24 protein-coding genes are annotated in these 21,951 nt (G+C 72.7%); 15 read left to right on the forward strand and 9 right to left on the reverse strand.

The window, feature by feature from the left end; all coding sequences use genetic code 11:
- The first annotated feature begins 113 nt into the window (after nucleotides 1-113).
- The 3 genes from ACLQ3B_RS30790 to ACLQ3B_RS30800 all read left to right on the forward strand — a co-directional run bounded on the left by ACLQ3B_RS30790 (nucleotide 114) and on the right by ACLQ3B_RS30800 (nucleotide 2,476).
- Nucleotides 114-554, forward strand: a complete 441-nt coding sequence (locus ACLQ3B_RS30790; protein ID WP_425784180.1) for an SRPBCC family protein — start codon at nucleotides 114-116, stop codon at nucleotides 552-554.
- Complete coding sequence (locus tag ACLQ3B_RS30795; protein WP_425784181.1) at nucleotides 551-1,558, forward strand: SDR family oxidoreductase; 1,008 nt, start codon at nucleotides 551-553, stop codon at nucleotides 1,556-1,558. The genes ACLQ3B_RS30790 and ACLQ3B_RS30795 overlap by 4 nt, the downstream gene beginning before the upstream one ends.
- Nucleotides 1,559-1,708: 150 nt before the next feature.
- Nucleotides 1,709-2,476 carry a polyprenol monophosphomannose synthase gene (locus ACLQ3B_RS30800; protein ID WP_425784182.1) on the forward strand — a complete coding sequence of 256 codons (768 nt, stop codon included), beginning with the start codon at nucleotides 1,709-1,711 and terminating at the stop codon, nucleotides 2,474-2,476.
- Between the two features lie 189 nt (nucleotides 2,477-2,665).
- Here the strand turns inward: ACLQ3B_RS30800 and ACLQ3B_RS30805 are convergent, their stop codons facing one another.
- Complete coding sequence (locus ACLQ3B_RS30805) at nucleotides 2,666-4,273, reverse strand: phytoene desaturase family protein (RefSeq protein WP_425784183.1); 1,608 nt, start codon at nucleotides 4,271-4,273, stop codon at nucleotides 2,666-2,668.
- Between the two features lie 72 nt (nucleotides 4,274-4,345).
- Between ACLQ3B_RS30805 and ACLQ3B_RS30810 the strand changes: the two genes are divergently transcribed.
- Nucleotides 4,346-5,779, forward strand: a complete 1,434-nt coding sequence (locus ACLQ3B_RS30810) for an aldehyde dehydrogenase family protein (protein ID WP_425784184.1) — start codon at nucleotides 4,346-4,348, stop codon at nucleotides 5,777-5,779.
- A 70-nt stretch (nucleotides 5,780-5,849) separates the two neighbouring features.
- On the opposite strand, the gene ACLQ3B_RS30815 is transcribed toward ACLQ3B_RS30810, so the two are convergent.
- Complete coding sequence (locus ACLQ3B_RS30815; protein WP_196927396.1) at nucleotides 5,850-6,251, reverse strand: ChaB family protein; 402 nt, start codon at nucleotides 6,249-6,251, stop codon at nucleotides 5,850-5,852.
- A 176-nt stretch (nucleotides 6,252-6,427) separates the two neighbouring features.
- Between ACLQ3B_RS30815 and ACLQ3B_RS30820 the strand changes: the two genes are divergently transcribed.
- The 4 genes from ACLQ3B_RS30820 (at nucleotide 6,428) to ACLQ3B_RS30835 (ending at nucleotide 8,828) form a co-directional block, all read left to right on the forward strand.
- Complete coding sequence (locus ACLQ3B_RS30820; RefSeq protein ID WP_425784185.1) at nucleotides 6,428-7,414, forward strand: YihY/virulence factor BrkB family protein; 987 nt, start codon at nucleotides 6,428-6,430, stop codon at nucleotides 7,412-7,414.
- A gap of 126 nt (nucleotides 7,415-7,540) precedes the next feature.
- A complete protein-coding gene (locus tag ACLQ3B_RS30825; protein ID WP_124816596.1) occupies nucleotides 7,541-7,957 on the forward strand; it encodes a DUF2795 domain-containing protein in 417 nt (138 codons plus the stop codon).
- Between the two features lie 52 nt (nucleotides 7,958-8,009).
- Nucleotides 8,010-8,471, forward strand: coding sequence for an SRPBCC family protein (locus ACLQ3B_RS30830; RefSeq protein WP_425784186.1), 462 nt, complete (start codon nucleotides 8,010-8,012; stop codon nucleotides 8,469-8,471).
- 96 nt (nucleotides 8,472-8,567) lie between these two features.
- Complete coding sequence (locus ACLQ3B_RS30835) at nucleotides 8,568-8,828, forward strand: hypothetical protein (protein WP_425784187.1); 261 nt, start codon at nucleotides 8,568-8,570, stop codon at nucleotides 8,826-8,828.
- On the opposite strand, the gene ACLQ3B_RS30840 is transcribed toward ACLQ3B_RS30835, so the two are convergent.
- Nucleotides 8,786-10,081 (reverse strand): MFS transporter, encoded by a 1,296-nt coding sequence (locus tag ACLQ3B_RS30840; RefSeq protein WP_425784188.1) that lies wholly within the window; start codon nucleotides 10,079-10,081, stop codon nucleotides 8,786-8,788. The genes ACLQ3B_RS30835 and ACLQ3B_RS30840 overlap by 43 nt on opposite strands.
- A gap of 157 nt (nucleotides 10,082-10,238) precedes the next feature.
- Between ACLQ3B_RS30840 and ACLQ3B_RS30845 the strand changes: the two genes are divergently transcribed.
- Nucleotides 10,239-10,448, forward strand: a complete 210-nt coding sequence (locus tag ACLQ3B_RS30845; RefSeq protein WP_425784189.1) for a hypothetical protein — start codon at nucleotides 10,239-10,241, stop codon at nucleotides 10,446-10,448.
- On the opposite strand, the gene ACLQ3B_RS30850 is transcribed toward ACLQ3B_RS30845, so the two are convergent.
- Nucleotides 10,445-10,894, reverse strand: coding sequence for a hypothetical protein (locus tag ACLQ3B_RS30850; RefSeq protein ID WP_425784190.1), 450 nt, complete (start codon nucleotides 10,892-10,894; stop codon nucleotides 10,445-10,447). The two genes, ACLQ3B_RS30845 and ACLQ3B_RS30850, sit on opposite strands and share 4 nt — an antisense overlap.
- 163 nt (nucleotides 10,895-11,057) lie before the next feature.
- Between ACLQ3B_RS30850 and ACLQ3B_RS30855 the strand changes: the two genes are divergently transcribed.
- Nucleotides 11,058-11,411, forward strand: coding sequence for a DUF6401 family natural product biosynthesis protein (locus ACLQ3B_RS30855; RefSeq protein ID WP_425784191.1), 354 nt, complete (start codon nucleotides 11,058-11,060; stop codon nucleotides 11,409-11,411).
- 69 nt (nucleotides 11,412-11,480) lie between these two features.
- Here ACLQ3B_RS30855 and ACLQ3B_RS30860 read toward each other — a convergent pair whose 3' ends face one another.
- Nucleotides 11,481-12,290, reverse strand: coding sequence for a mechanosensitive ion channel family protein (locus ACLQ3B_RS30860; RefSeq protein ID WP_425784192.1), 810 nt, complete (start codon nucleotides 12,288-12,290; stop codon nucleotides 11,481-11,483).
- A 189-nt stretch (nucleotides 12,291-12,479) separates the two neighbouring features.
- Between ACLQ3B_RS30860 and ACLQ3B_RS30865 the strand changes: the two genes are divergently transcribed.
- The 3 genes from ACLQ3B_RS30865 to ACLQ3B_RS30875 all read left to right on the forward strand — a co-directional run bounded on the left by ACLQ3B_RS30865 (nucleotide 12,480) and on the right by ACLQ3B_RS30875 (nucleotide 16,726).
- Nucleotides 12,480-14,618 carry a SpoIIE family protein phosphatase gene (locus ACLQ3B_RS30865; RefSeq protein ID WP_425784193.1) on the forward strand — a complete coding sequence of 713 codons (2,139 nt, stop codon included), beginning with the start codon at nucleotides 12,480-12,482 and terminating at the stop codon, nucleotides 14,616-14,618.
- Between the two features lie 28 nt (nucleotides 14,619-14,646).
- On the forward strand, nucleotides 14,647-15,324 hold the full coding sequence (locus ACLQ3B_RS30870) for an HAD family hydrolase (protein ID WP_425784194.1): 678 nt from the start codon (nucleotides 14,647-14,649) through the stop codon (nucleotides 15,322-15,324).
- A 106-nt stretch (nucleotides 15,325-15,430) separates the two neighbouring features.
- Nucleotides 15,431-16,726: a cation:proton antiporter gene (locus tag ACLQ3B_RS30875; protein WP_425784195.1), complete on the forward strand. Its 1,296-nt coding sequence runs from the start codon at nucleotides 15,431-15,433 to the stop codon at nucleotides 16,724-16,726.
- A 26-nt stretch (nucleotides 16,727-16,752) separates the two neighbouring features.
- Here ACLQ3B_RS30875 and ACLQ3B_RS30880 read toward each other — a convergent pair whose 3' ends face one another.
- Nucleotides 16,753-17,712, reverse strand: coding sequence for an NAD(P)/FAD-dependent oxidoreductase (locus tag ACLQ3B_RS30880; protein WP_425784196.1), 960 nt, complete (start codon nucleotides 17,710-17,712; stop codon nucleotides 16,753-16,755).
- An 80-nt stretch (nucleotides 17,713-17,792) separates the two neighbouring features.
- Here ACLQ3B_RS30880 and ACLQ3B_RS30885 point away from each other — a divergent pair, with 80 nt between their 5' ends.
- Nucleotides 17,793-18,014: a DUF3072 domain-containing protein gene (locus tag ACLQ3B_RS30885; RefSeq protein WP_425784197.1), complete on the forward strand. Its 222-nt coding sequence runs from the start codon at nucleotides 17,793-17,795 to the stop codon at nucleotides 18,012-18,014.
- A gap of 135 nt (nucleotides 18,015-18,149) precedes the next feature.
- Here the strand turns inward: ACLQ3B_RS30885 and ACLQ3B_RS30890 are convergent, their stop codons facing one another.
- Entirely contained in the window at nucleotides 18,150-19,982 is a 1,833-nt protein-coding gene (locus ACLQ3B_RS30890) for a glycoside hydrolase family 15 protein (RefSeq protein WP_425784198.1), read from the reverse strand.
- Between the two features lie 110 nt (nucleotides 19,983-20,092).
- On the opposite strand from ACLQ3B_RS30890, the gene ACLQ3B_RS30895 reads away from it, so the two are divergent.
- Complete coding sequence (locus ACLQ3B_RS30895) at nucleotides 20,093-20,680, forward strand: general stress protein (protein WP_425784199.1); 588 nt, start codon at nucleotides 20,093-20,095, stop codon at nucleotides 20,678-20,680.
- A gap of 50 nt (nucleotides 20,681-20,730) precedes the next feature.
- On the opposite strand, the gene ACLQ3B_RS30900 is transcribed toward ACLQ3B_RS30895, so the two are convergent.
- Together ACLQ3B_RS30900 and ACLQ3B_RS30905 are read right to left on the reverse strand one after the other, a co-directional pair.
- Nucleotides 20,731-21,318, reverse strand: coding sequence for a DUF1684 domain-containing protein (locus ACLQ3B_RS30900; protein ID WP_425784200.1), 588 nt, complete (start codon nucleotides 21,316-21,318; stop codon nucleotides 20,731-20,733).
- A gap of 33 nt (nucleotides 21,319-21,351) precedes the next feature.
- Entirely contained in the window at nucleotides 21,352-21,921 is a 570-nt protein-coding gene (locus ACLQ3B_RS30905) for a TetR/AcrR family transcriptional regulator (RefSeq protein WP_425784201.1), read from the reverse strand.
- Nucleotides 21,922-21,951 lie beyond the last annotated feature (30 nt).

Below are 21,951 nucleotides of genomic sequence, written 5' to 3' on the forward strand. Positions count from 1 at the left end.
TCGAGGGGTGGGCCAGCGCCGCCAGCGATGCCCCGGGTCGGCCTTACCCGCCGTGCCGGAGAAGCTAACCCGGCAGCCGTTAGCCACTGCCGTGCCCCGGGTATGGGATCCCGGTGGCGATTGTGGAGAAAGTGATCGACGCTCCCCCGCAGCAGGTGTTCGACGTGCTCGCCGACGGGTGGACGTACAGCGACTGGGTGGTGGGCACCGCACACGTGCGGGACGTGGACGACGCCTGGCCCCGGGTGGGCAGCCAACTGCACCACCGGGCCGGGCCCTGGCCGCTCTCGTTGCAGGACGCCTCGACGGTGCTGGTCTGCGAGCCGCCGCACCGGCTCGTGCTCAAGGCCGGCCTCTGGCCGGCGGGCGAGGCGATCGTGGCCTTCACCCTGCAACCGGTGGCCGAGGGCGCCACCCGGGTGCGCCTCGGGGAGGACTTCGCCGCCGGCCCGTTGCGCTGGGTCCACAACAAGATCAACGATCTGGTGCTGCACCGGCGGAACCGGGAGACGCTGGCCCGACTCGCCGACATCGCCACTCGGCAGAAGGGATGACTGTGACCCGGACCGTGGTGGTGACCGGCGCGAGCGCCGGCGTCGGCCGGGCCGTCGCCCACGCGTACGCGACGCGCGGCGCCCGGCTGGCATTGCTGGCTCGGGGCGAGGCGGGTCTGGTCGCCGCCGAGCGGGAGTGCCGACTGCGCGGCGCGACCGACGTGCGCGTGTACCGGGTCGACGTGGCCGACGCGGGCGCTGTGCAGCAGGCCGCCGACGACGTGGTGCACCGCTGGGGCGGCATCGACGTGTGGATCAACAACGCGATGACGTCGGTGTTCGCGCCCGCCTGGGAGATCCCGGCGCGTGAGTTCCACCGGGTCACCGAGGTCACCTACCTGGGCACGGTGCACGGCACCCTCGCCGCGCTGCGGCACATGCGGGCGCACGGGCGGGGCACGATCGTGCAGGTGGGCTCGGCGTTGGCCTACCGGGGCATCCCGCTGCAGTCGGCGTACTGCGCGAGCAAGCACGCCGTCCAGGGGTTCAACGACTCGCTGCGTGCCGAGCTGCTGCACGATTGCCCGGGTGTGAAGTTGTCAATGGTGCAGCTGCCCGCGCTCAACACGCCGCAGTTCTCCTGGGTTCGTACCCGGCTGCCCCGGCATCCGCAGCCGGTGCCGCCGATCTTCACTCCGGAGCTGGCCGCCCGGGCCATCGTCTGGGCCGCCGACCGCGGCACCAGGGAGCTGAACGTGGGCGGCCCGACCTGGCGGGCCCGGCTGGCCGACGCCCTGTTCCCCGGTCTGCTCGACCGGAAGCTGGCCCGCGACGGCTACGACAGTCAGCAGACCGGTGAGAAGATCGATCCGGCGACCTGGCGGGACAATCTGGATCACCCGGGCGATGCGGACACGGACCGGGGCACGGCGGGTGTGTTCCTCGAACAGGCGCGGGACCGCTCCGCGGCGCTCTGGGTCGGCACGCACAAACCGGCGCTCTCCGGCGTCGCGCTCGCCGTCGCGGCGTTCGCCCTCACCGCGGTCGCTCGCCGTCGGCGCTGACCAGCGCACCGTCCCTGACCAGGTCCTCGACACCCGCCTCCGGCGGGCGGAGAGGGTCCGCAACGCCCGGGAGGGGTGCCTCCCTCGGACCGAATGCGGCAACTGGATACCCTTTACATGACCCTTGTCCGCAAACCGAGGATGACCGACATGATCAAGCCGGTGCAGTTGCCGTCGCCCTGGCGGGACGCACGCCTGACCGTCGTCGTGCCCACTTACAACGAGGCGGGCAACCTCCCGGCGCTGGTCGAGCGGCTGCTCGCGCTGCCGCTGCCGGGGCTGCGCATCCTCGTCGCCGACGACAACTCCCCCGACGGCACCGGGGAGGTGGCGGACAAGCTGGCCATCGAGCACCCCGACCGGATCGAGGTCGTGCACCGCGCCGGCAAGGAGGGCCTCGGCCGGGCGTACGTGGACGGGATGAGTCGGGCGATCGAGGGCGGCGCCGAGTACGTGGCGCAGATGGACGCCGACCTCTCGCACCCGCCGGAGGCGCTGCCGGGGATGCTGGGGGCGCTGCTCTCCACCCAGGCCAGCGTGGTGATCGGTTCCCGGTACGTGCCCGGCGGCGAGCTGGACGAGAACTGGCCGCTCTACCGCCGGGCGCTCAGTGGCTGGGCGAACCTCTACGTGCACACGCTGCTGCGGGTACGCATCCGGGACCTCACCGCCGGCTTCAAGATCTGGCGGGCCGACGCCCTGCTCGACATCGACCTGGAGCGGGTGCAGTCCAACGGGTACAGCTTCCAGGTGGAGATGCACTATCTCGCCACCAAGCTGGGGCACACCATCCTGGAGGTGCCGATCCGCTTCGAGGAGCGGCGCGACGGCGTCTCCAAGATGACCACCGCGACAAAGGTGGAGAGCGCGCTCATGCCCTTCCGCCTCCGCAGCAAACACCGCAACATAACCAGCTAACCCCCCACCCCACCCCACCCCACCCCGCCCCCGCCCCCGCTCCGGTCGATCATGGACTTGTGGTGCCCGTTTGGAGCCCCAGCGAGCGCTTTGTCACCCACCACAACTCCTTGATCGACCGGACGGGGTGGTGGGGTGGGGTGGGTGGTGGGGTTGGGCGGGGTGGGTGGTGGGTGGGGTGGGTGGGTGTTAGGTGGGGTAGATGGCGCGGTGGGCGGTGGCGATGGCTGCGGCGTAGGCGCGACCGGTGAGCGCGCGGTCACGGGCCAGCGCCGCACGGGCCGCGTTCGCACCGGGCGCGCCGTGCACACCGCCGCCCGGGTGCGCCGACGCGCTGGCCAGGAAGAGCCGGTCCACCGGGGTGTCCGCCCGCCCCAGGCCGGGGATCGGGCGCAGGAAGAGCTGCTGGTACGCGGCGGCGGTCCCGCCGCCGAGCGCGCCACCGACCAGGCTCGGGTTGCCCTTCTCCAGGTCGGCCGGCCCGGCCACGTGCCGGCCCACGATCAGGCGGCGGAAGCCCGGGGCCGCCGCCTCCAGCACGTCCTCCATCCGCTGCACGTGCCCGGCGACCTCCTCGGCCCGCCAGTTCCTTCGGAACGGCAGGTGGGTGTACGACCAGAGCGACTCGGTGCCCGGCGGGGAGTGGCTCGGGTCCGCCACCGACATCTGCCCGACCAGCAGGAACGGGTCGCGGGGCAGCTCGCCACGGGCCAGCTCACTGGCGTAGTGGGTGAGCCCGTCGAGGTCCGCGCCGAGGTGCACCGTGCCGGCGCCGGCGAGCTGCCGGTTGGTCCACGGCACCGGCGCGGAGAGCGCCCAGTCCACCTTCAGCGTCGAGCCGTCCCACCGGAAGTGCGCCAGGTCCTCCACCAACCGGGACGGCAGTGCCGCCGCGCCGACCAGGTCGAGGTAGAGCGCCGGCGCCGGGACGTCGGCGAGCACGGCCCGCCGGGCCCGCCACAGCGTGCCGCCGACGGTCCGGACCCCCATCGCCCGACCCCGGGCGGTGAGCACCCGGTCGGCCCGGGCGCCGTAGACGATCGTTCCGCCGCGCGCCTGTAGCCGATCCACGAGCGCGTTGGTGATCTGCTGGGCGCCGCCGTTGGGCACCGGCCAGCCGACCTGCTGGCCGAGCATGGCCAGCAGCCAGCCGTACACCCCGGAGCCGGCCTCCTCCGGGGAGAGGTCGGTGTGCAGGGCGCAGCCGGCCAGCAGGGCCGGCCCACCGGCACCGTCGAAGAGTTCGTCGCCAAGTTTGCGGACCGGCACGACGAGCCGCCGCGCGAGTCGCAGCGCGCCGGCGACGCGCAACCGACGCAGCAGGCCCAGCCCTCCGCGTACCGGCGGGAACGGGGAGGTGATGGCCTCCAGCATCGGCTCGGCCACGTCGAGCCAGTCGGTGTACGCGTTGAGCCACCGCTTGCCGTCCCCGGGCGCGAACTGCTCCAGCGACGCGGCGGTGACGTCCGGATCCCGATTGATCACCGCGGCTCGACCATCCGGCAGCAGGTGCGCCAACACGTCCGGCGAGTGCCGCCAGGACAACCCGTGCCGACCCAGGTCGAGGCCGCCCAGCACCGGCGAGGCGTACCCCAGGGGGTAGAACGAGCTGTAGAGGTCACTCAGGTAGCCGGGCGCGGTGACCTCGGCGGAGCGGACCGCGCCGCCGGGCACCGCGGTCGCCTCCAGCACCACCACGTCCCAGCCGGCGTCCGCCAGCAGGTTCGCCGCCACCAGGCCGTTGTGCCCGGCGCCGACGATGACGGCGTCCGCGCTCTGCGCGACGGTGGTTGTCATCGGATCCGCCTACCCGGCGCGCAACCGGGCGAAACGCGTTTGCCTCGCCGGGGCCGGGGCATCCAGCGCCGCATGTACACGGTTGCGCAGCTGGTGGGCGGGGTGTGGGGTGCGGGCGGCGACGGCGGCGAACTGGTCGTGCGTGATCCGGCGGACGACACGCCGGTGAGCACGACGCCGGTGGCCACGGCCGACGAGGTGGGCAAGGCGACCCAGGCGGCCCGCAACGCGGCGGCCCAGTGGGCGGCGACCGCACCGGCCGAACGGGCGGCGGCGCTGCACCGGGCCGCGGACGCGGTGGCGGCGGTCGTCAACGAGTTGGCGGCGGCGGTCACCGCGGAGATGGGCAAGCCGTTGGCGGACGCCCGTGGCGGCGTCGAGGCGGGGATCGGCACCCTGCGACAGTATGCGGAGCTGGCGCCGCTGCGTGGTGGGCGCACGCTGAACGGCGGAACCGACGCGCTGGACTTCCTGACCCCGCAACCACGCGGCGTGGTCGCGGCGATCACCCCCTGGAACGACCCGGTGGCGGTCTCCTGCGGGCTGCTCGGCGCCGCCCTGGTGACCGGCAACGTGGTGCTCTACAAGCCGAGCGAACGGACACCGGCGACGGGCTGGCTGCTGGCCCGGGCCCTGGATCAGGCACTGCCGGCCGGCGTGTTGTCACTGCTCACCGGCGGCCCCGAGGTGGGCGCGGCGCTGGCCGCGCAGGAGGTCGACGTGGTGGCGCACGTGGGCTCCACCGCGACCGGGCGGGCGATCGCCGCCGCCGCGGCCCGCACCGGCGCCAAGGTGCTCCTGGAGAACGGGGGCAGTGACCCGTTGATCGTGGACGCGGGCGTCGACCCGGAGTGGGCGGCGGAGCAGGCCGCGCTCGGCGCGTTCGCCAACGCCGGGCAGATCTGCGTGGCGGTGGAGCGGCTCTACGTGCACCGGGAGGTGGCCGACGACTTCGTGGCCGCGCTGGTACGACGCGCCGAGGCGCTGCGGCTCGGGCCGGGCCGGGACCCGGGCACCGAGTTGGGCCCGCTTGTCGACCGCCGGCACCGGGACCACGTGCACGGGCAGGTGACGGCCGCGGTGGCGGACGGCGCTCGGGTGCGGGTGGGCGGTGCGGTGCCGGACGGGCCGGGAGCGTTCTACCCGGCCACAGTCGTCACGGACTGCCGCCACGACACGCCGCTGGTCCGGGAGGAGACGTTCGGGCCGGTCGCCCCGGTGGTGGTGGTCGACTCGTTCGACGAGGCGCTGCGCTGCGCGGCGGACTCCCCGTACGGGCTGTCCGCCACCGTGTTGACCCCGTCGATGAGTCACGCGCAGCGGGCCTGGCGGGAGTTGCCGGTCGGCACCGTCAAGGTCAACGCGGTGTTCGGGGGCGCGCCGGGCGGAGCCGCGCATCCGCGCCGGGCCAGCGGACAGGGCTTCGGGTACGGCCCGGAGCTGCTGGACGAGTTCACCGCCACGAAGGCGGTGCACATCGAGGCGCCGGGCGGCGGGCACTGGTGAACGGCGCGGGCGGACGCAGGGGTGGCGCGTCCGCCCGTACCGCGTCGGTGGTGTTCCGGTGCGGCGGCGATCAGTCGCCGCGGGCCTTACGGGTGGCGCGGTCGTTGGCCTTCTCGATGGCCGTGACCAACTCCGGTTTGGTCATGCCGGACCGGCCGGGTACGTCGAGTTTGCGGGCCACCGACATCAGGTGGTCCTTTGTGGCGTTGGCGTCCACGCCGCCCGCCGTGGGTGCCCGTCGTTCCGGCCCGCCACCGGCGGCCTGCTGGTCGCTGGGGCCCTTGCGGCCCTTCGGCTCCCAGTGGTCGCCCACCTTCTCGAACTGATGCTTCACCGCGGCGAAGGCGGTGCGGTGTGACCGCTCCCCCTCGCCGTAGGTCTCCACCGCTGAGTCGTGTGTCTTCTCCCACGTGCGCTGCGCCTTATCCGGGGAGCGCCGCAGCGTGCTGGGCAGGTCTTCGCGCCCGGGCATCTCGTCCTCCTCCGTGTCGACAGGGTCACTGTGACCGTTCCCCGGTGACCGGGCCGCAAACCATAGCGGCGGCGGTCGGGGACGGGGTGGGTTTGTCGATTTCACCATCCGGGTACCGCCGGGCCAGGCCAGACCGGACGACCGGTCATCCGGCGGCCGGGGCGCAGGGAGCGGGCATGACGACCACGGAGCCCGGTACGACGCTCGACGGCACACCGGGCGCCCGGGTGCCCCGGCGGATGCGGCAGCTGAGCTGGCGGACCTGGCGCGGGGTGCTGGTCCGCAGCGTGCAGAACTTCGTCAACGACAACTGTTCCGACTGGGCCGCGGCGCTTACCTACTACGGGGTCCTGGCGCTCTTTCCGTCAGCCATCGTGGTGGTGGCCCTGGTCGGCCTGGTCTCCAGCGGCGAGCGGACCGTCGACACCGTGGTCGACCTCGCCAACCAGGTGGGCGCCGGGGCGGTGCTGACCGACGACGAGAACGGCGTGGTCGGGGTGATCCGCGGCGTGGTGCTCCAGCAGAGCAACCCCAAGCTGCTGCTGAGTTTCGGCCTGCTCGGCGCGCTGTGGTCCGCGTCGGGCTTCATCGGCGCGTTCACCCGGGCCTCCAACGCCATCTACGGGGTGACCGAGGGCCGCGCGGTCTGGAAGCTGCGGCCGCTGCAGATCGGCCTGGCGGCGATCACGTTGGTGCTGCTCGCGGTGGTCGCTCTCGGCCTGATCGTCAGCGGGCCGGTCACCGACGCGGTCGGTGACCTGATCAACGCCGGCGGCCTGGCCCGCACCACCTGGAGCGTGGCGAAGTGGCCGATCCTCGCCATGATCATGATGGTGCTGCTGTCCCTGCTGTTCTGGATCGCGCCGAACGTGCGCCAGCCCCGGTTCCGCTGGCTCACCCCTGGCGGCGCGGTGGCCCTGGTCTCCTGGGCGGCGGCCTCCTTCGGCTTCGGCATCTACGTGGCCAACTTCGGCTCGTACGACACCACCTACGGCAGCCTCGGGGCGGCCATCGCGTTCCTGGTCTGGCTCTACCTGTCCAACTCGGCGCTGATGCTGGGTGTGCAGATCAACGCCGAGGTGCAGCGCGGGCGGCAGTTGCAGGCCGGCGACCCGGACCCGGAGGAGCCGGTGCTGCCGCCGCGCCGGCCCGCCGACGACTGAGCCTCCGTTTTCGGCCCTGATGTCCGGTCACTGGTCGGGACGAGAGCCGCAACGAGAGTCGGACCGAGGGCCGGTTCGTGGCCCGGTGCCGGTTTATCGGGTGGGGTGCCGGGTAGCGCAGAAGGCATGGAGCGTGGCAACAGCAAGCACGGACCGAGGATCGACGAACAGATGAGTCAGGAGGTCAGCGGCCTCGTACAGGGGCCGGGGACCGGTGGCTCTCGGGTCGACGAGTCGCGGGTGCCGGAACCGGCTGGCGAGGACCAGCCGGAGACGACGACTGCCCCGGCCGGCGACCTGCGCACCGGCACCCCACAGGGCATGAGCTCCACCGATGTCGAGCAGCGCAGCCGGCTCGGCCGGTTCATCTCGATGAGCGCGCTGCCGGGCGACCGTCTGGTGCTCATCGCCAGCGCCCGTGAGAACGAGGCGCCGGACGACATCGTTCGGGCGCTGGAACGGCTGCCCGAGGGCACCGTCTACCAGACGGTGTCCGAGGTGTGGGCCGCGCTGGGCAACAAGAACGAGACAACTCGCTGGTGAGCAGGATCGCCCCCGATCCGGCAATCCACCACCGGCTGAAGGAGGTTCCCCGATGAGTGGCGTTACCGAACACGTGGACGTTTCCGTGCCCGTACGCACGGCGTACGACCAGTGGACGCAGTTCGAGGAGTTCCCCGAGTTCATGGAGGGCGTGCGCGAGGTCCGGCAGCTCTCCGACACGATGACCCACTGGACGGTGGACATCGCCGGGGTGAAGCGCGAGTTCGACGCCGAGATCACCGAACAGCTTCCCGACGAGCGGGTCGCCTGGCGCTCGACCGACGGCACCCAGCAGGCCGGCGTGGTGACCTTCCACCGACTGGACCCGGACAAGACCCGGGTCACCCTACAGCTCGAGTTCGAGCCGCACGGTGTGGTCGAGCAGGCCGGCGACAAGCTCGGCATCGTCGACCGGCGGGCCAAGGGCGACCTGGAACGGTTCAAGACCTACATCGAGCGGCGTGGCCAGGAGACCGGCGCGTGGCGCGGGCAGGTGGACCGTCCGCAGCCGTGACCCTGAGCAGTGACCTGAGATGGCCGCCGGAATCCCGGCGGCCATCGCCGTGTCCGAGCCCGTTTGCGATCATCGGGCCCGGGTACGGCTGAAGGTATGACCGACGACAACATCAGGGTGTGGCGGGACGAGGAACGGCTTCCGTTGGGGGAGTTGGAGCGCGCCGTGTCCGGCTCCAGCCTCGACGGGCAGGCCGACGACGTGACGGGCAACGACGCTGGCGAGGAGGCCACGTTCGGGCACGGGCCGGCCGCTTCGGACCGCGACGGGAAGGCCCGGGGCAACAGCCGGGAGGCCACCGACCCGCAGCGCGCCTACCGCCCGTCCACCACCGGGCGCACCGGGCCTGACGTCTGACCCTCGCTCCCGGGCTGGGCGGGTGACACCGGCACGGCGGGCCCGGCGGTGGGTCGACCCGCGCCCCACTCGTAGAGCGCGATCAGCCCCAGCGCGAGCGCCAGCAGGGCCGAGCCCAGCACCTGCACCGACGTGTTGCCGATCAGCACGCCCAGTCCGGCCGGGACGAGCGCCGCGCCGACGCCCGAAGCGCCGATCTGCAGCCCGATGGCCCGGTCGGCGTGCGCCGCGCCGACCCGTTCGGCGGTGGTCAGGGTGAGCAGCGGGAACACCGGTGCGGCGGCGAAGCCGACCACCACCAGACCGAGCACCGCCAGCACGGCCGGCCCGGGAACGGCGATCAGCGTCGCGCCCGCGGCCATTCCGGCCAGGCTGGCGCGCAGCACCAGACCCGCCCCCAGGCGCTCTGCCACCAGACCCTGCACGATCCGGCCGACGAAGAGACTGCCCCAGTACGCGGACACGCAGCCACCGGCCGCCGCCGCGCTCACCCCACGCCCCTCGGTCAGCAGCAGGAACGCCCACAGGCCGGCGGACACCTCGATGGCCACGTACAGCGCGAAGGCGAGCGTCCCCGACCAGACCGCCGGCAGCCGCAGCGTGTCCAGGACCGGAATCCGGACAGCGGCACCCGGGGCGGCGGGCGCGGCCTCGACGGCGGCACCCGCCTCGGCGCTGGCCGGGGCGCTGCGGTGCCAGGCCCGCGCGGTGAGCGCGAACGCGGTGGCGAGGACGAGTTGGGCGGCGGCGATGATGCCGTACCCCCAGCGCCAGGCGAGACCGGCGCTGAGCACCGCGGTCATGATCAGTGGACCGATGGCCACGCCGAGACCGAAGAAGGCGTGCAGCCAGTTCATGTGGCGGGGCCCGAAGGCCCCGGCGGCGTACGCGTTGAGCCCGGAGTCGACCGCGCCGGAGCCGAGCCCGAGCAGCAGCGCACAGCCCACCAGCACCGCCAGCACCGGGCTCACCGAGTAGCCGGTCAGGGCCAGACTGGCCAGCAGGGTGCTGCCGGCGAGGAGGGCGCCCACACCGACCCGGGCCAGGGTGAAGCCGGCCAGCACGCTGGAGGTGAGGTAGCCGACGGTGCCGGCGGTGAGCACCCACCCGACGGCCTCGGTCGGTACGTCGAAGTCGCCCCGGATCGACGGCCAGCCCACGCCGAGCAGGCCGTCGGGCAGGCCGAGACTGACGAACCCGAGGTAGGCCAGCAGGAGCAGCGAGGCGCGGGGACGCGCGGGCGCGGTGGACACGAGGCACCATCCTGCCGCAACGCACCCTAGCGGCGTCGGCACCCGCTCGCTCGCCGCGCGAAGAAGTGGTGTCCGTACGGTCGAGAAAACGGACAGCTCATCCAGAATCGGCCGATCGGAGGACGGCAAGCCGGCGCGTTCGCGTAAGAATTTCGGGATGCATCAAGGCTCCGGAATCCTCTCCCCGCGTCAGCGCCGGTTCGCCTGGCTCGGCTTCCTGCTCGCCGCGCTCCAGGCACCCGTGTCCGCCTGGCTCGTCGCCGACGAGTCGTGGCTGTTCAGCCTGTGCGTCGCGCTGATGGTGGCCACCGTGATCATCGCTGACGACGCGGCACGGCGACGCCCGGCCGACGCGACAAGCGACTAGCCTCCGCCGTCCGGCCGGGCCTCGTGACCCGGCCGGCCCCGGCTCCGCCGGCGTTCCTTCATCTCCGCCTCGTAGAGGTGACGCCGCCCGCCCACCAGCTCGTCGCGGGCCTGCTGGTCCAACTCCCGGAACAGCGCGTGGTAGCCGTCGTCGAAGTCCTCGACGATCTGGAACGTCCACCGTCCGGCGATGACGTTGCGGCCCCGCAGCTCCGTGCCGATCCGGTCGGCGAGGCGCGGATGCCCGGCGGCGCGAAACTGCTCCACCGCGTCGTCGAGCATCAGGTCGGCATGGCCGATCAACTGGTGCATCGAGTAGAGGTGCCCCCGGGCCCGCTCCACACACTCCAGCGCCTCGCTGAGCTTGCCGAGCGCGGCGACCGTCGCGTCACTGACCCCGTCCGGCCGCCGGTGCCGCTCGTCGGGTCCGTCCGCCTGCTGTCCCATCCCTGCCTCCGTGCCGGGTGCTGTCGTCCGTGGCCGGTTCTCCTGCTGCCCCGTCTGTGCCGGATCAACCCCCGCGGCCAGCGGCGATCGCCCCAGTGGCGCAGCCGACATCCACCGAGCGGACGAGGTCGACGCGGTCACCTGTCGGATAGCCTCGGTCACCATGCGTGTGCCGTTCAACCGGGTCGCCCCCCGTACCGCCGTCGACTCGGCGCGGTCCAGCCTGGCCGCCCTCACCGTCTCCGTGGGCACCGTGGGGCTCACCGCCGCCGCCGCGCGACCGGGGCTGCTGGCCCTCGTCGACCAGCACGCGGCGGCCGTCCGGGACAGCCTCGACGGGGACCGCACGCCGCTGACCTCCGCCGCGCTCGCCGGCTATGCCGAGGGGGTGCGCGCCGCCGCCCTGGAGCACGGGTGGACACCGCCCAGCGCGCCGGTGGACTGGAGCGAACCCGAGTGGCTGCTCACCCGCCTGGTCGCGGTCTGCGCGCTGGCTCGCGCGCTCGACCGGGACTGACACGCGAGGGGAGGGCACCCCGCGCCGTACGCGGAACACCCTCCCCACCCGTCGTGCCGTTACGCCCCGCTACGAGCGGTACTGCTGGGCTTCGTCCACCCGAGGCATGGCCTGGGTGCGGTCACCCCCGCGGTCGGCCATCTGCCGTTCCACGTCGCTACGCCCGGCCGCGTTGGCCTGACGCTGCTGCTGCACAGCCCGGGCCTCCCGGGCCGCCCGGTCCAGCCAGCCGTCCCAGCGGTTCTGCATCGGCTTCACGAGACCACCGCCGACGCCGACGATCAGGATGCCGGCCACCGTGGCGAGCACCGCGATCAGCACCGGAGTGGTCACCGTGGTGGCGATACCCACCTGGTTCAGGGCGGCGATCACACCGAGCGCGATGACGAAGATCGCCGCCAGGTCGGCCAGGACCTTGCCGTACGAGAGCCCTCCCAGCGCCCCGGTGACCAGATCCCGCACAGCGTTGGCGATCGCGGCCGCCACCACCACGATGACGATCGCGATGAACGCGCGCGGCAACCAGGACACCACGCCGCTGATCAGGTCACTGATCGCGTTGGGCCCCCAGACTCCGAAGGCGAACTGCAGCGTGAACAGCAGTACGGCGTAGTACGCCAGTCTGGCCAGAATGTCGCTGGCGTCGTACTTCGTTCTCTCCAGGGCCCGTTTGATGCCGCCGCGTTCGACCGCCTGGTCGAAACGCACCCGTTCCAGCACCGTATCCACGATCTTGAGGACGGCTCTGGCGATGAGCCAGCCGACCACGAGGATGACGATGAAGGCCACTGCCTTCGGGATGAAGAGCAGCACCGACCTCCAGGTGTCGGCGATGGCATCGCCGATGTCGGCCTGCCGGACCGCGAGGGTTTTCAGCATGATGTCCCTCCTGTCGCATGGACTGCGCCGGGCGCATACCCGGCAACCGGTCCGGCAGTCCGCGCAGCGTGCGGCGTTTTTCGCGACTGACCTCCGGACAGGCGGTCTGAACTGCCCGAACGGCCGCCGCGGCGCCGGCCTGCCGCCGTGGTCGGATGCCTTTTCCGATCGGCCGACTAGGCTGCGAACATGCCAGGAATGGTCGGGCGGGTCCCCACGCCAGCAACTCCGGGCCCGGGCGCACCCACCGGGTCCGGCCCGGCCGTCGGCGTGCGGGCCCACGACTGGGCGGACACGCCGCTGGGGCCCGCCGACGGGTGGGACGTCGCCCTCCGCGCCGTGGTGGAGCTGATCGTCGCCTCGCCCATGCCGATGGCCCTGGCGTACGGCGACGACCTCGTCCTGCTCTACAACACCGGCTACGCCGAACTGCTCGGCACCAAACACCCGAGCGCCCTCGGCCGCCCGGCCGCCGAGGTGTTCGCGGAGATCTGGGCGCTGCCGGGCGTCGGCGCGGTGATCGAGCGCTGTTACCGGCAGGGCGTTCCCTTCCTGGAGAAGGAGTCCACCCTGCCGCTGGTCCGTGGGCACTCCTCGACGGTGGAGCAGGCGGTCTTCACCCGGGGCTACTCGCCGGTGCGCGACAGCGCCGGGCAGATCGTCGGCGTGTTGACGGTCGCGGCCGAGACCACCCACGTCACCGAGCAGTTGCAGAGCCTCAGCGAGGTGGCCGCGGCGCTCGCCGGCACCCTCACCCTCGACGACGTGGCCCGGGTGGCGCTGCGGTACGCGATCACCACGTTCGACCCCGACCAGGCCTCGTTCGCGGTCGACGAGGGCGGCGGCGGCTGGCGCATGGTGCGTCGGGTTCGTGGCGAGTTGCTGGACGAGGCCGACGAGCGGCTTCCCCCGCTCTGGCGGCGCGCGCCGGCGGACTGGGCGGCCCCCGTGGTGCAGGCGGCCCGCTCCGGCGGCCCGTCGTTCATCCGGGACGGGCAACCACTGCGGGACACCGCCGTGGACCGCCACGACCAGAAGGTCCAGGCGATGGCGGCCCTGCCCCTGGGCACCTCTGTGGTACGCGGCGGGCTGGCGGTCGGCTACCAGGCCCCGCACACCTGGTCGCCCGCCGAGCGGGCGCTGCTGGCCGCTTCGGCCGAGCTGATCGGCCAGGCCGCGGAACGGGCCCGCCGGTTCGAGACCCAGCACGGCACGGCCCAACTGTTGCAACGCAGCATGTTGCCGGAGCACCTGCCGGATCTGCCCCGGTTGCGGATCGCGGCCCGGTACGACCCGGGCGTGGACGGCAACGCTGCCGGCGGTGACTTCTACGACGCGTTCCTGCTGCCCAACGGCTCGCTCGGGGTGGTGCTGGGCGACGTCGCCGGGCACGACGTACAGGCCGCCGCGCGGATGGGGCAGGTCCGGGCCGCGCTGCGCGCCCTGGCCCTGGCCGACCCGACGCCCGACGCCGTCCTGGCCGGCCTGGACCGACTGGTGACCAGCCTCGGCGCGGAGGCCGGCACACACGAGTTGTTCGTCACCGTGGCGTTCGGGGTGATCGACGCGAAGCGGCGGGAGCTGACCCTGTCCAGCGCCGGTCATCCCGCGCCGCTGATCCGCCGTGGCGACCCGGACGGCCGGTTCCACGCCGAGTACGTCGACGTCCCGCCCGGACCGCCGCTGGGGCTGGGCGTTCGACCGGGCACCACGACTGTCGCGTTCCGTCCCGGCGACACGCTGCTGCTGTTCAGCGACGGGGTGGTGGAGCGTCGCCGGCAGAGCCTGAGCGCCGGGCTGGCCACCCTGAGCGACGCCGTCGCCAAGGCCGGCAGTGGCGACCCGCGCGCGCTCTGCGCGGTGGCCACCGCGGCGGTCCCGGGCGGCACGGAGGACGACGTGGCCGTGCTCGCGGTCGAGCACGCGCTCAAACCGAGTCGGTCGGCGAGCATGGAGGTGCCCGCCGAGCCGACCGCGCCCAGCCGGGTCCGGCACTGGCTGACCGGCCAGCTCACCGAGTGGCAGGTGCCCGAGTCGGTGATCGGGGCGGCGGTGCTCTGCACCAGCGAGCTGACCACCAACGCGTTGCTGCACGCCGGCACGGCCGCCCGGGTGGAGATCGACCTCAGCGCCGAGCGGCTGCTCGTCTCGGTCGCGGATTCCGGCACCCGGGGCACCGTGACCCGGGCCCGTACCGACACGTTGAGCAGTCGTGGGCGCGGCCTCGGCCTGATCGAGGAGTTGAGTGACGCCTGGGGCACCGACCCGTCGGTGCGCGGCTCGACGGTCTGGTTCGAGATCCTCACGCCGCCGGCCGCGCACCCCTGAGACCACCGCAACGGTGTGGAGGACGCTCATGGCTACCGACCGGCCCGCCGGAGTCCTCTTCGACGTCGACGGCACCCTGGTCGACACCACCTACCTGCACACCGTGAGTTGGTGGGAGGCGTTACGGCAGACCGATCAGCCGGTGCCGATGGCGGTGGTGCACCGCTCGATCGGGATGGGCTCGGACAAACTCCTGGACCACCTCCTCGGCCCGGAGCGGGACCGCGACGCCGACTCGAAGCTGCGCGACGCGCACGACACCCTCTACGCCGAGTACTGGGAACGGCTCACGCCGCTGCCCCGGGCGGCCGACCTGCTGCGTGCCTGCGCCGAGCGGGGGTTGCGGGTGGTCCTCGCCACCTCCGCCTCGGAACCCGAGGTGGCCGCGCTGCGTGCGGCGCTGGCCGCCGACGACGTGATCGACACGATCACCTCCTCCGCGGACGCCCAGCAGAGCAAACCTGCACCGGACATCCTGGTCGCCGCGCTGCAGCAGTCCGGGTTGGCCGCCGAGCGGGTGGTCTTCGTCGGCGACTCGGTGTGGGACGTCGTCGCGGCCGGGGCGTTGAACATTCCCTGCGTGGGCCTGACCTGCGGCGGCACCAGCCGCGGCGAGCTCGCCGGCGCGGGGGCCGTGTCGGTGTACGACGACCCGGCCGCGCTGTTGAACGAGCTGGCGGACTCGCCGCTCTCCCGGCCCCGATGAGGATCACTCGGGTCCACCGGCACGTACGCGCATAGCCGGGACCCTTGCGGGGCAAGGTCTGTCACCACCTGCCCGCGCCGCGCGGGTGCGGCTGGAGGGTGGTGTCGTGGAGCCGGTAGATGTGGCGTTCGCGCTTGTGGGCCTGGGCGCTCTGCTCGCGGGCATCCTGCCGCGGGTGCTGGAGCAGCGCCCGCTGTCCATGCCGATCGCCTTTCTCGCCCTCGGCATGGTGGTGTTCCTCCTGCCGGTGGGGCTGCCGTCACCGGACCCCCTGGCCCACCCGGAGCTGACCACCCACCTCACCGAGATCGGGGTGATCGTCGCGCTGATGGGCGCCGGGCTGAAGATCGACCGGCCGTTGAGTTGGCGGCGGTGGTCGTCCACCTGGCGGTTGCTGGCGATCGCGATGCCCCTGTGCATCGCGGCGGTGGCCCTGCTCGGCTGGTGGTGGGCGGGGCTCGTGCCGGCCGCGGCGTTGTTGTTGGGTGCCGCGCTGGCGCCCACCGATCCGGTGCTCGCCGCCGACGTGCAGGTGGGCGAGCCGACCGACGTGGAGGATTCCGAGGACGAGGTCCGCTTCGCGTTGACCTCCGAGGCCGGTCTCAACGACGGGCTGGCGTTCCCGTTCGTCTACGCCGCCATCGCCATCGCCTCGACCAGCCTCGCCCCGGGCGACTGGTTGGCCGAGTGGTTCACCGTGGACGTGCTCTGGAAGATCGGCGTCGGCGTCGGCGGAGGCCTGCTCATCGGCTGGCTGCTCGGCAAGCTGTTCTTCCGCGCACCCAGCGAGCTTCGGCTGGCCCGGCACGCCGAGGGTTTCCTGGCGCTGGCCGCCACGTTCCTGGCGTACGGGCTGGTGGAAGTGGTCGGTGGGTACGGCTTCCTGGCGGTGTTCGTGGCCGCCCGGGCCATCCGTGCCGCCGAGCGAACCCACGAGTTCCACTCGGTGCTGCACGACTTCGCCGAGCAGGTCGAACGGCTACTCACCCTGGTGCTGTTGCTGCTGCTCGGCGGCGCGATCGTGGGTGGTCTGCTGGCTCCGCTGACCTGGCCGGCGGCCGCCGTCGGGCTGGCGCTGGTGTTCCTGGTGCGGCCGCTTATCGGTTGGTTGTCGCTGCGCGGGGCCCCGGGACGCCCGGCCGAGCACTGGGTCATCTCGTTGTTCGGCATTCGCGGCGTCGGCTCGTTCTACTACCTGGCGTACGCCACCACCAAGGCCGACTTCCCGCAGGCCGAGCTGCTCTGGGCGACCGTCGGGCTGGTGGTGCTCGTCTCCGTCGTGGTGCACGGCATCACGGCGACCCCGGTCATGCAGCTGCTGGACCGGGAGGGCGAGCGGAGCTCCGACCCGGCCGAGCGGGACGCCGAGGCTCGGCCCGTCGCCGCAGCCGGGCACGCCTGAGCGCCTGAGCGCCTGAGCGCCTGAGCTCAGGCCAGCCGTGCGGCCAGGGCACGGCCCAGGTCCCGGCCGGAGCGCCAGGCGCTCTGCACCCGGGGTTTGCCGAACGCGTCGCCGGCCAGGCCGATCCCGTCGGCGTCGAGGTGGTGCGTGGCGCCGCCGGCGTCGCTTGTCGGCTTCGCGTACGTCCAGCGGTGCACGTGCACGTCGACGGCCTGCTCGGGCAGCCCGAGCAGGTCCCGGACGGCCTGCTCGATCGCCGGGCCGGCCATGGTGGGTTGGGCCAGGTGCCCGGCCGCGAACTCCGGCACGGTGTGCGCCACCAGCACCGGCGCGCCGTCACCACGCCGGTCGCCGTCGTCGCAGACAAGGTTGAGGACCGGGTGCTCGTTGACGAACGCGCCCCGGAAATCCGCCCAGCGCCGGGTCGGGAAGCGCAGCACCGCGGCCAGAGACGGCGACCAGTGCTGCGCCTGCACGACCCGGGTGGCGTCGGTCAGGGCCGGGTCGAGCAGCAGGGCGGCCTGCGGGCCCGGCATGGCCAGGGCGACGGCCGCACACGGTTCCCCGTCCGCGACCGGCCCGGGCTCCACGGTGAGCACCAGCCGGTCGACGGTCACCGGCACCGCGCCGGCCAGGTGCTCGACCAACGAGCGCAGCCCACGGGGTGCGGCGAAGCGCATCGGCCCGGGCACCTCGCGGTTCCCGCTCCGGTCGTACGCCTGGAAGGTGTCGGTCCACTCGCGGACCAGGCCGGCGGCGCGCCACTGTTCGACCAGAGCGGCGAAGTCCGGGTCGCTGGCGGTGAAGTAGGCGGCGCCGATGTCCGCGGGCCGGCCCCGGAAGCGTTTGCTGGCCATCCGGCCGCCACAGACGTGCCCGCGCTCCCGGACCCGCACCGGCACCCCGGCCCGGGTCAACTCGACCGCGCAGGCCACCCCGGCGATGCCCGCCCCGACCACCACGACCCTCGACCGGTCCACTCTCATCCGGTGATCGTAGGTGGCGGCGAGCGGGCATGAACCACCAATGATCGGGGTACTGGCACACCTGTTCGAAGGAGAGGGTGATGATGATGACGGACCACCGCAGCGAGCAGGCCGACCAGAACGCCGCGATCAAGGACCCGGACGAGTGGGTCACCGGCGACGAGCCGCCGACCGCCGCTCAGGAGTCCTACCTGAGCACGCTGGCCCGGGAAGCCCATGCCGACCTCCCGGACGACCTCACCAAGGCCGAGGCGTCCAAGCAGATCGACGAGTTGCAGGCCAAAACCGGCCGGGGCCAGTAATCCCTCCGCGATCTTGCACTTTCGGTTGCGACATAAGTGCGCACAAGGCACAGAACAGCGACAGCAAGTGCAAGATCGCAGTCGGTGGGTGGCCGTCGGGGCCGAACAGTCGTGACGGTCTACACGGAAGTCCGCTCAGGAACGCACCACCGGAGAGAAGTACGCCGGCGGCATTCCGCACTGACGCAGCGTCGGGTCCCGCTCGACGTCGGTCAGCACACCGGCGGCGTTGATCAGGCCGATGTGCGAGAACGCCTGGGGGAAGTTGCCCAACTGCTCCCCGGTCAGCGGGTCGATCTGCTCGGCGAACAGGCCGAGGTCGTTGACCCGCTCCGCCAAACCCCGGAACATCTCGTGCGCCCGGTCCCGCTCACCGGCCAGCGCCAGGCAACACACCAGCCAGAACGAGCAGATGAGAAACCCCGCCGGGTCGCCGTCCCAGCGCCGCAGCAGGCCGTCGTGGGAGAGCCGATCCTCCACCGCGCGGGTCGTCGAGCGCATCCGTGGGTCGTCGGCCCGCAGGAAGCCGACAAGCGGCATCACCAACACCGAGGCGTCCAGGTCGTCGGACTCGAAACTCCCGGTGTACGACTGGAGCCGCTCGTTCCAGCCCCGCTCGAGCACCTCCGCGCGCACCGCGTCGCGGGCGGCCGCCCACCGGGCCACGTCCTGCGGCTCGCCGAGGTTGTCACCGAAGCGGACCGCCCGATCCAGGGCGACCCAGCACTGCACCTTCGAGGACACGTGGTGGTGCTGGGCGCCGCGCTCCTCCCACATGCCCGCGTCGGGCAACGCCCAGTCCCGCTCGGCCTGGTCGGCGAGCACCCGGAGGACGTGCCGCACCTCCGGGTCCAGCGGCTCCAGCTTGTCGCGCATCAGCCAGGCGGCATCCATCGCCTCGCCGAAGATGTCGGTCTGCCGCTGCTGCCAGGCGTCGTTGCCGATCACCACAGGTGGGCTGTCGCGGTAGCCGCCGAGCTGTTCCAGGCGGTGCTCGGTGAGGTCCCGCTCCCCCAGCACCCCGTACATGATGGGCACCGGCTTGTCGTCGACGCGGCCCATCGCCCGACCCAACCAGGCGAACTGCCGCTGCACCTCGTCCAGGCACGCCGTCCGCCACAGCGCCCGCAGGGTCAGGCTGAAGTCGCGCACCCAGACGTAGCGGTAGTCGTAGTTGCGGTCCCCGCCGAGTTTCTCCGGCAGCGAGGTGGTCACCGAGGCCACCACCGCGCCGCTGGGCCGGTACGTCATGCCCTGCACCACCAGCCGGCTGAGCCGCACCTGCTCGGGGTAGAGCCCGTCGTAGGGGTGTCCGGCCGACCAGGACCGCCAGCCGGCGACGGTGTCGGCGATGGTCTGGTCGGCGTCCGGCACCTCGGGCAGCGGGGCGTCGTAGGTCGGGGCGTACCCGAGGGTGAAGTTGTGTTTCGTGCCGGCGCGGGCGGTGAACGCCCCGGTGGCCTCGCCGTCGCCGGGGGTCAACCGCACGCTGCCGCGCAGGGTGAGTCGGGCGGCCCCGGCGATGGCCTCCAGCATGTCCTCCCGCTCGATCAGGTACGCGATGGTGCGGCCGTACTCGAAACGCGGCCGGTAGTGCACCCGCATCGGCACCGAGCCGGACAGCCCCTCCACCGAACGGACCAACACCTGCGGCGAGTGCAGACCGATGTCGTGACCGCGTGAGCCGGGCTCGAAGGCGAGCGCGTCGGTCAACGCGACCTCCCCCTGCGCGGTGTGGAAGACCGTCCGCAGCACCAGGGTGTCCTCGAGGTAGCAGCGTTCGACGCGGTAGTCGCCCTCGGGCTGGATCGACCAGTGCCCGGCGTTGTCGTCGAGCAGCCGCCCGAACACCGACGGGGCGTCGAACCGGCCCGGGCACCACCAGTTCACCGAGCCAGACACGTCCACCAACGCCGCGCTGCGTCCGTCGGCGAGGAACCCGTAGTCGCTGATCTGTCCGCTCTCCACCTGACTGCCTACCCGGGGAGTCAGGGCCCATTCCCCTCCTGCCCGACGACGGGCACGCGTTACCGGCCGGCCTGGAGGGGAACGCCGGGAGCTGACGAGGGAGGATGCTCATGACGTCAGCTTCGGGGCCGACCGCCGCCTGGCGGTCCGGCACACAGGGTGGCGACCTGCTTCCATCCGGGCCGGCCGGCCGCCTTGCGACACCGGCCGGGGACGGCCACGGGCCGGAGAGCGGCCCGCCGACCGTGACGATCGGCTCGTATCCGGACTATCCGACCGCGCAGCGGGTGGTCGACTACCTGGCCGACAACCGCTTTCCGGTGGAGCACAGCGCCATCGTCGGCACCAACCTCACCCTGGTGGAGACGGTGCTCGGGCGGATGACCACCGGTCGAGCCGGCCTGCTCGGCGCGGGCACCGGCGCCTGGTTCGGGCTCTTCATCGGCCTGTTGTTCGGCATCTTCACCGTCGGCAACTGGCTGGCGGTGATCCTGGTCGGGCTGGTCATCGGTGCGATCTGGGGCGCCGTGTTCGGCGCCGTCGCGCACGCGATGACGGGCGGGCAGCGCGACTTCACCTCAGCCAGCTCACTGCGCGCCGGCCAGTACGCGGTGACCGTCGACGCACAGCTCGCCGACCAGGCGCGACAGCTGCTCGGTCGGATGCAGATGCCCAGCCCGGCGGCGAACGCCCGCTGAGCGACGACGATCGACCGCCCGTCCCGGCAACACTCGGGGCGGGCGGTCGTTCAGTCGTGGTACGCCAGCTCACCGGCCCGTAGCGGCACGTCGACCCGGTTCTCCGGGGGTGCCAGCGGGCAGGCCCAGCGGTCGTCGTAGGCGCAGCTCGGGTTGTAGAGGTAGTTGGCGTCCAGCCGGACCCGGTCGCCGGGCAGCAGCTCGACGCCCCGGCCGAAGGTGCCCTTCACCGTGTCGGTGAGGTACCGCCCTCCCCCGTAGCTCTCCTGCCCGCAGGTGCCGTCGCGCAGCGGAACGAACAGCCCGCCCCCGTACGCCTCGATCCACCACAGGGTCAGCGGCCCCCACGGCGAATCGGCCACCGCGACCCGCCGGTACGCGACCACCCCGTCCGGCCCGCCGGTGTCGATGCGCAGCTCGCCGCTGGCCGCTCGCAGGGGCGCCTCGACCACGGCCTCGGGATTCGGCGGGAAGTAGCGCACCCCGGCAAAACCGGCCCGCTCTGTCGGCGGGATCGGGCTCTGCGGGTGGGTGGCGAAGAGTTCGTCGCGGCCGGCGCGGAAGCCGGCCAGGTCGACGTCGGACAGGTACAGCCGGGCGACCCGCTCCCGCCAGTCGGCCAACTCCAGATCATCCACGCCACCGAGCCTATGCGGTGGCGCTGCGGCACCTCAGCGCGACGGCCAGTTGGTGAGGACGGCGTCGAGAGCGTCCAGGGTGCGCGACCACGAGTCGTCGGTGGGGCGCTGGGTGTGCCGGAAGCCGCCGGTCCGCTCCAGGCTCACGAACCCGTGGAACGTGCTGTGCATCATCCGCACCGCGTCGGTCTGGTCGGGCTCGGAGAGCCGGTAGCCGCGCAGGATCGCCCGGGTCATCTCGGCGTGCCGGAGCCCAGCGCTGGCGGCGGCGGTCTCCGGGTCGAGGTCGATCTGCATGGCGGCGTAGCGGCCCGGGTGCTCCCGCGCGTAGTCGCGGTACGCGTCGGCGAAGGCCACCAGCGCGTCCTTGCCGGCCCGGCCGGCGAGCGCGGCGGCGACCCGGTCGGCCAGCTCCGCCAGCGCCAGCAGCGCGATCCGGACCCGCAGGTCGTACGCGTTCTTCAGGTGGAAGTACAGGCTGGCGTCCTTCACCCCGAAGTGGCGCGCGAGCGCGGCAACTGTGACGTTCTCCACGCCCACCTGGTCGGCCAGGTCGGCGGCGGCCAGCGTCAGGCGCTCGATGGTCAACCCGGCACGTGCCATGCGGCACACTCCCAACCTAGCGGTAATAAT

Origin of the sequence: Micromonospora sp. DT53 (assembly GCF_049841535.1) — a bacterium.
GTDB lineage: Bacteria > Actinomycetota > Actinomycetes > Mycobacteriales > Micromonosporaceae > Micromonospora.

What these genes read in the sequence shown, in the direction of transcription:
- ACLQ3B_RS30795 (WP_425784181.1), top strand. Translation starts at nt 551, where the DNA reads ATGACTGTGACCCGGACCGTGGTGGTGACCGGCGCGAGCGCCGGCGTC.
- ACLQ3B_RS30800 (WP_425784182.1), top strand. Translation starts at nt 1,709, where the DNA reads ATGATCAAGCCGGTGCAGTTGCCGTCGCCCTGGCGGGACGCACGCCTG.
- ACLQ3B_RS30805 (WP_425784183.1), bottom strand. Translation starts at nt 4,273, where the DNA reads ATGACAACCACCGTCGCGCAGAGCGCGGACGCCGTCATCGTCGGCGCC.
- ACLQ3B_RS30810 (WP_425784184.1), top strand. Translation starts at nt 4,346, where the DNA reads ATGTACACGGTTGCGCAGCTGGTGGGCGGGGTGTGGGGTGCGGGCGGC.
- ACLQ3B_RS30815 (WP_196927396.1), bottom strand. Translation starts at nt 6,251, where the DNA reads ATGCCCGGGCGCGAAGACCTGCCCAGCACGCTGCGGCGCTCCCCGGAT.
- ACLQ3B_RS30820 (WP_425784185.1), top strand. Translation starts at nt 6,428, where the DNA reads ATGACGACCACGGAGCCCGGTACGACGCTCGACGGCACACCGGGCGCC.
- ACLQ3B_RS30825 (WP_124816596.1), top strand. Translation starts at nt 7,541, where the DNA reads ATGGAGCGTGGCAACAGCAAGCACGGACCGAGGATCGACGAACAGATG.
- ACLQ3B_RS30830 (WP_425784186.1), top strand. Translation starts at nt 8,010, where the DNA reads ATGAGTGGCGTTACCGAACACGTGGACGTTTCCGTGCCCGTACGCACG.
- ACLQ3B_RS30835 (WP_425784187.1), top strand. Translation starts at nt 8,568, where the DNA reads ATGACCGACGACAACATCAGGGTGTGGCGGGACGAGGAACGGCTTCCG.
- ACLQ3B_RS30845 (WP_425784189.1), top strand. Translation starts at nt 10,239, where the DNA reads ATGCATCAAGGCTCCGGAATCCTCTCCCCGCGTCAGCGCCGGTTCGCC.
- ACLQ3B_RS30850 (WP_425784190.1), bottom strand. Translation starts at nt 10,894, where the DNA reads ATGGGACAGCAGGCGGACGGACCCGACGAGCGGCACCGGCGGCCGGAC.
- ACLQ3B_RS30855 (WP_425784191.1), top strand. Translation starts at nt 11,058, where the DNA reads ATGCGTGTGCCGTTCAACCGGGTCGCCCCCCGTACCGCCGTCGACTCG.
- ACLQ3B_RS30860 (WP_425784192.1), bottom strand. Translation starts at nt 12,290, where the DNA reads ATGCTGAAAACCCTCGCGGTCCGGCAGGCCGACATCGGCGATGCCATC.
- ACLQ3B_RS30865 (WP_425784193.1), top strand. Translation starts at nt 12,480, where the DNA reads ATGCCAGGAATGGTCGGGCGGGTCCCCACGCCAGCAACTCCGGGCCCG.
- ACLQ3B_RS30870 (WP_425784194.1), top strand. Translation starts at nt 14,647, where the DNA reads ATGGCTACCGACCGGCCCGCCGGAGTCCTCTTCGACGTCGACGGCACC.
- ACLQ3B_RS30880 (WP_425784196.1), bottom strand. Translation starts at nt 17,712, where the DNA reads ATGAGAGTGGACCGGTCGAGGGTCGTGGTGGTCGGGGCGGGCATCGCC.
- ACLQ3B_RS30885 (WP_425784197.1), top strand. Translation starts at nt 17,793, where the DNA reads ATGATGATGACGGACCACCGCAGCGAGCAGGCCGACCAGAACGCCGCG.
- ACLQ3B_RS30895 (WP_425784199.1), top strand. Translation starts at nt 20,093, where the DNA reads ATGACGTCAGCTTCGGGGCCGACCGCCGCCTGGCGGTCCGGCACACAG.
- ACLQ3B_RS30905 (WP_425784201.1), bottom strand. Translation starts at nt 21,921, where the DNA reads ATGGCACGTGCCGGGTTGACCATCGAGCGCCTGACGCTGGCCGCCGCC.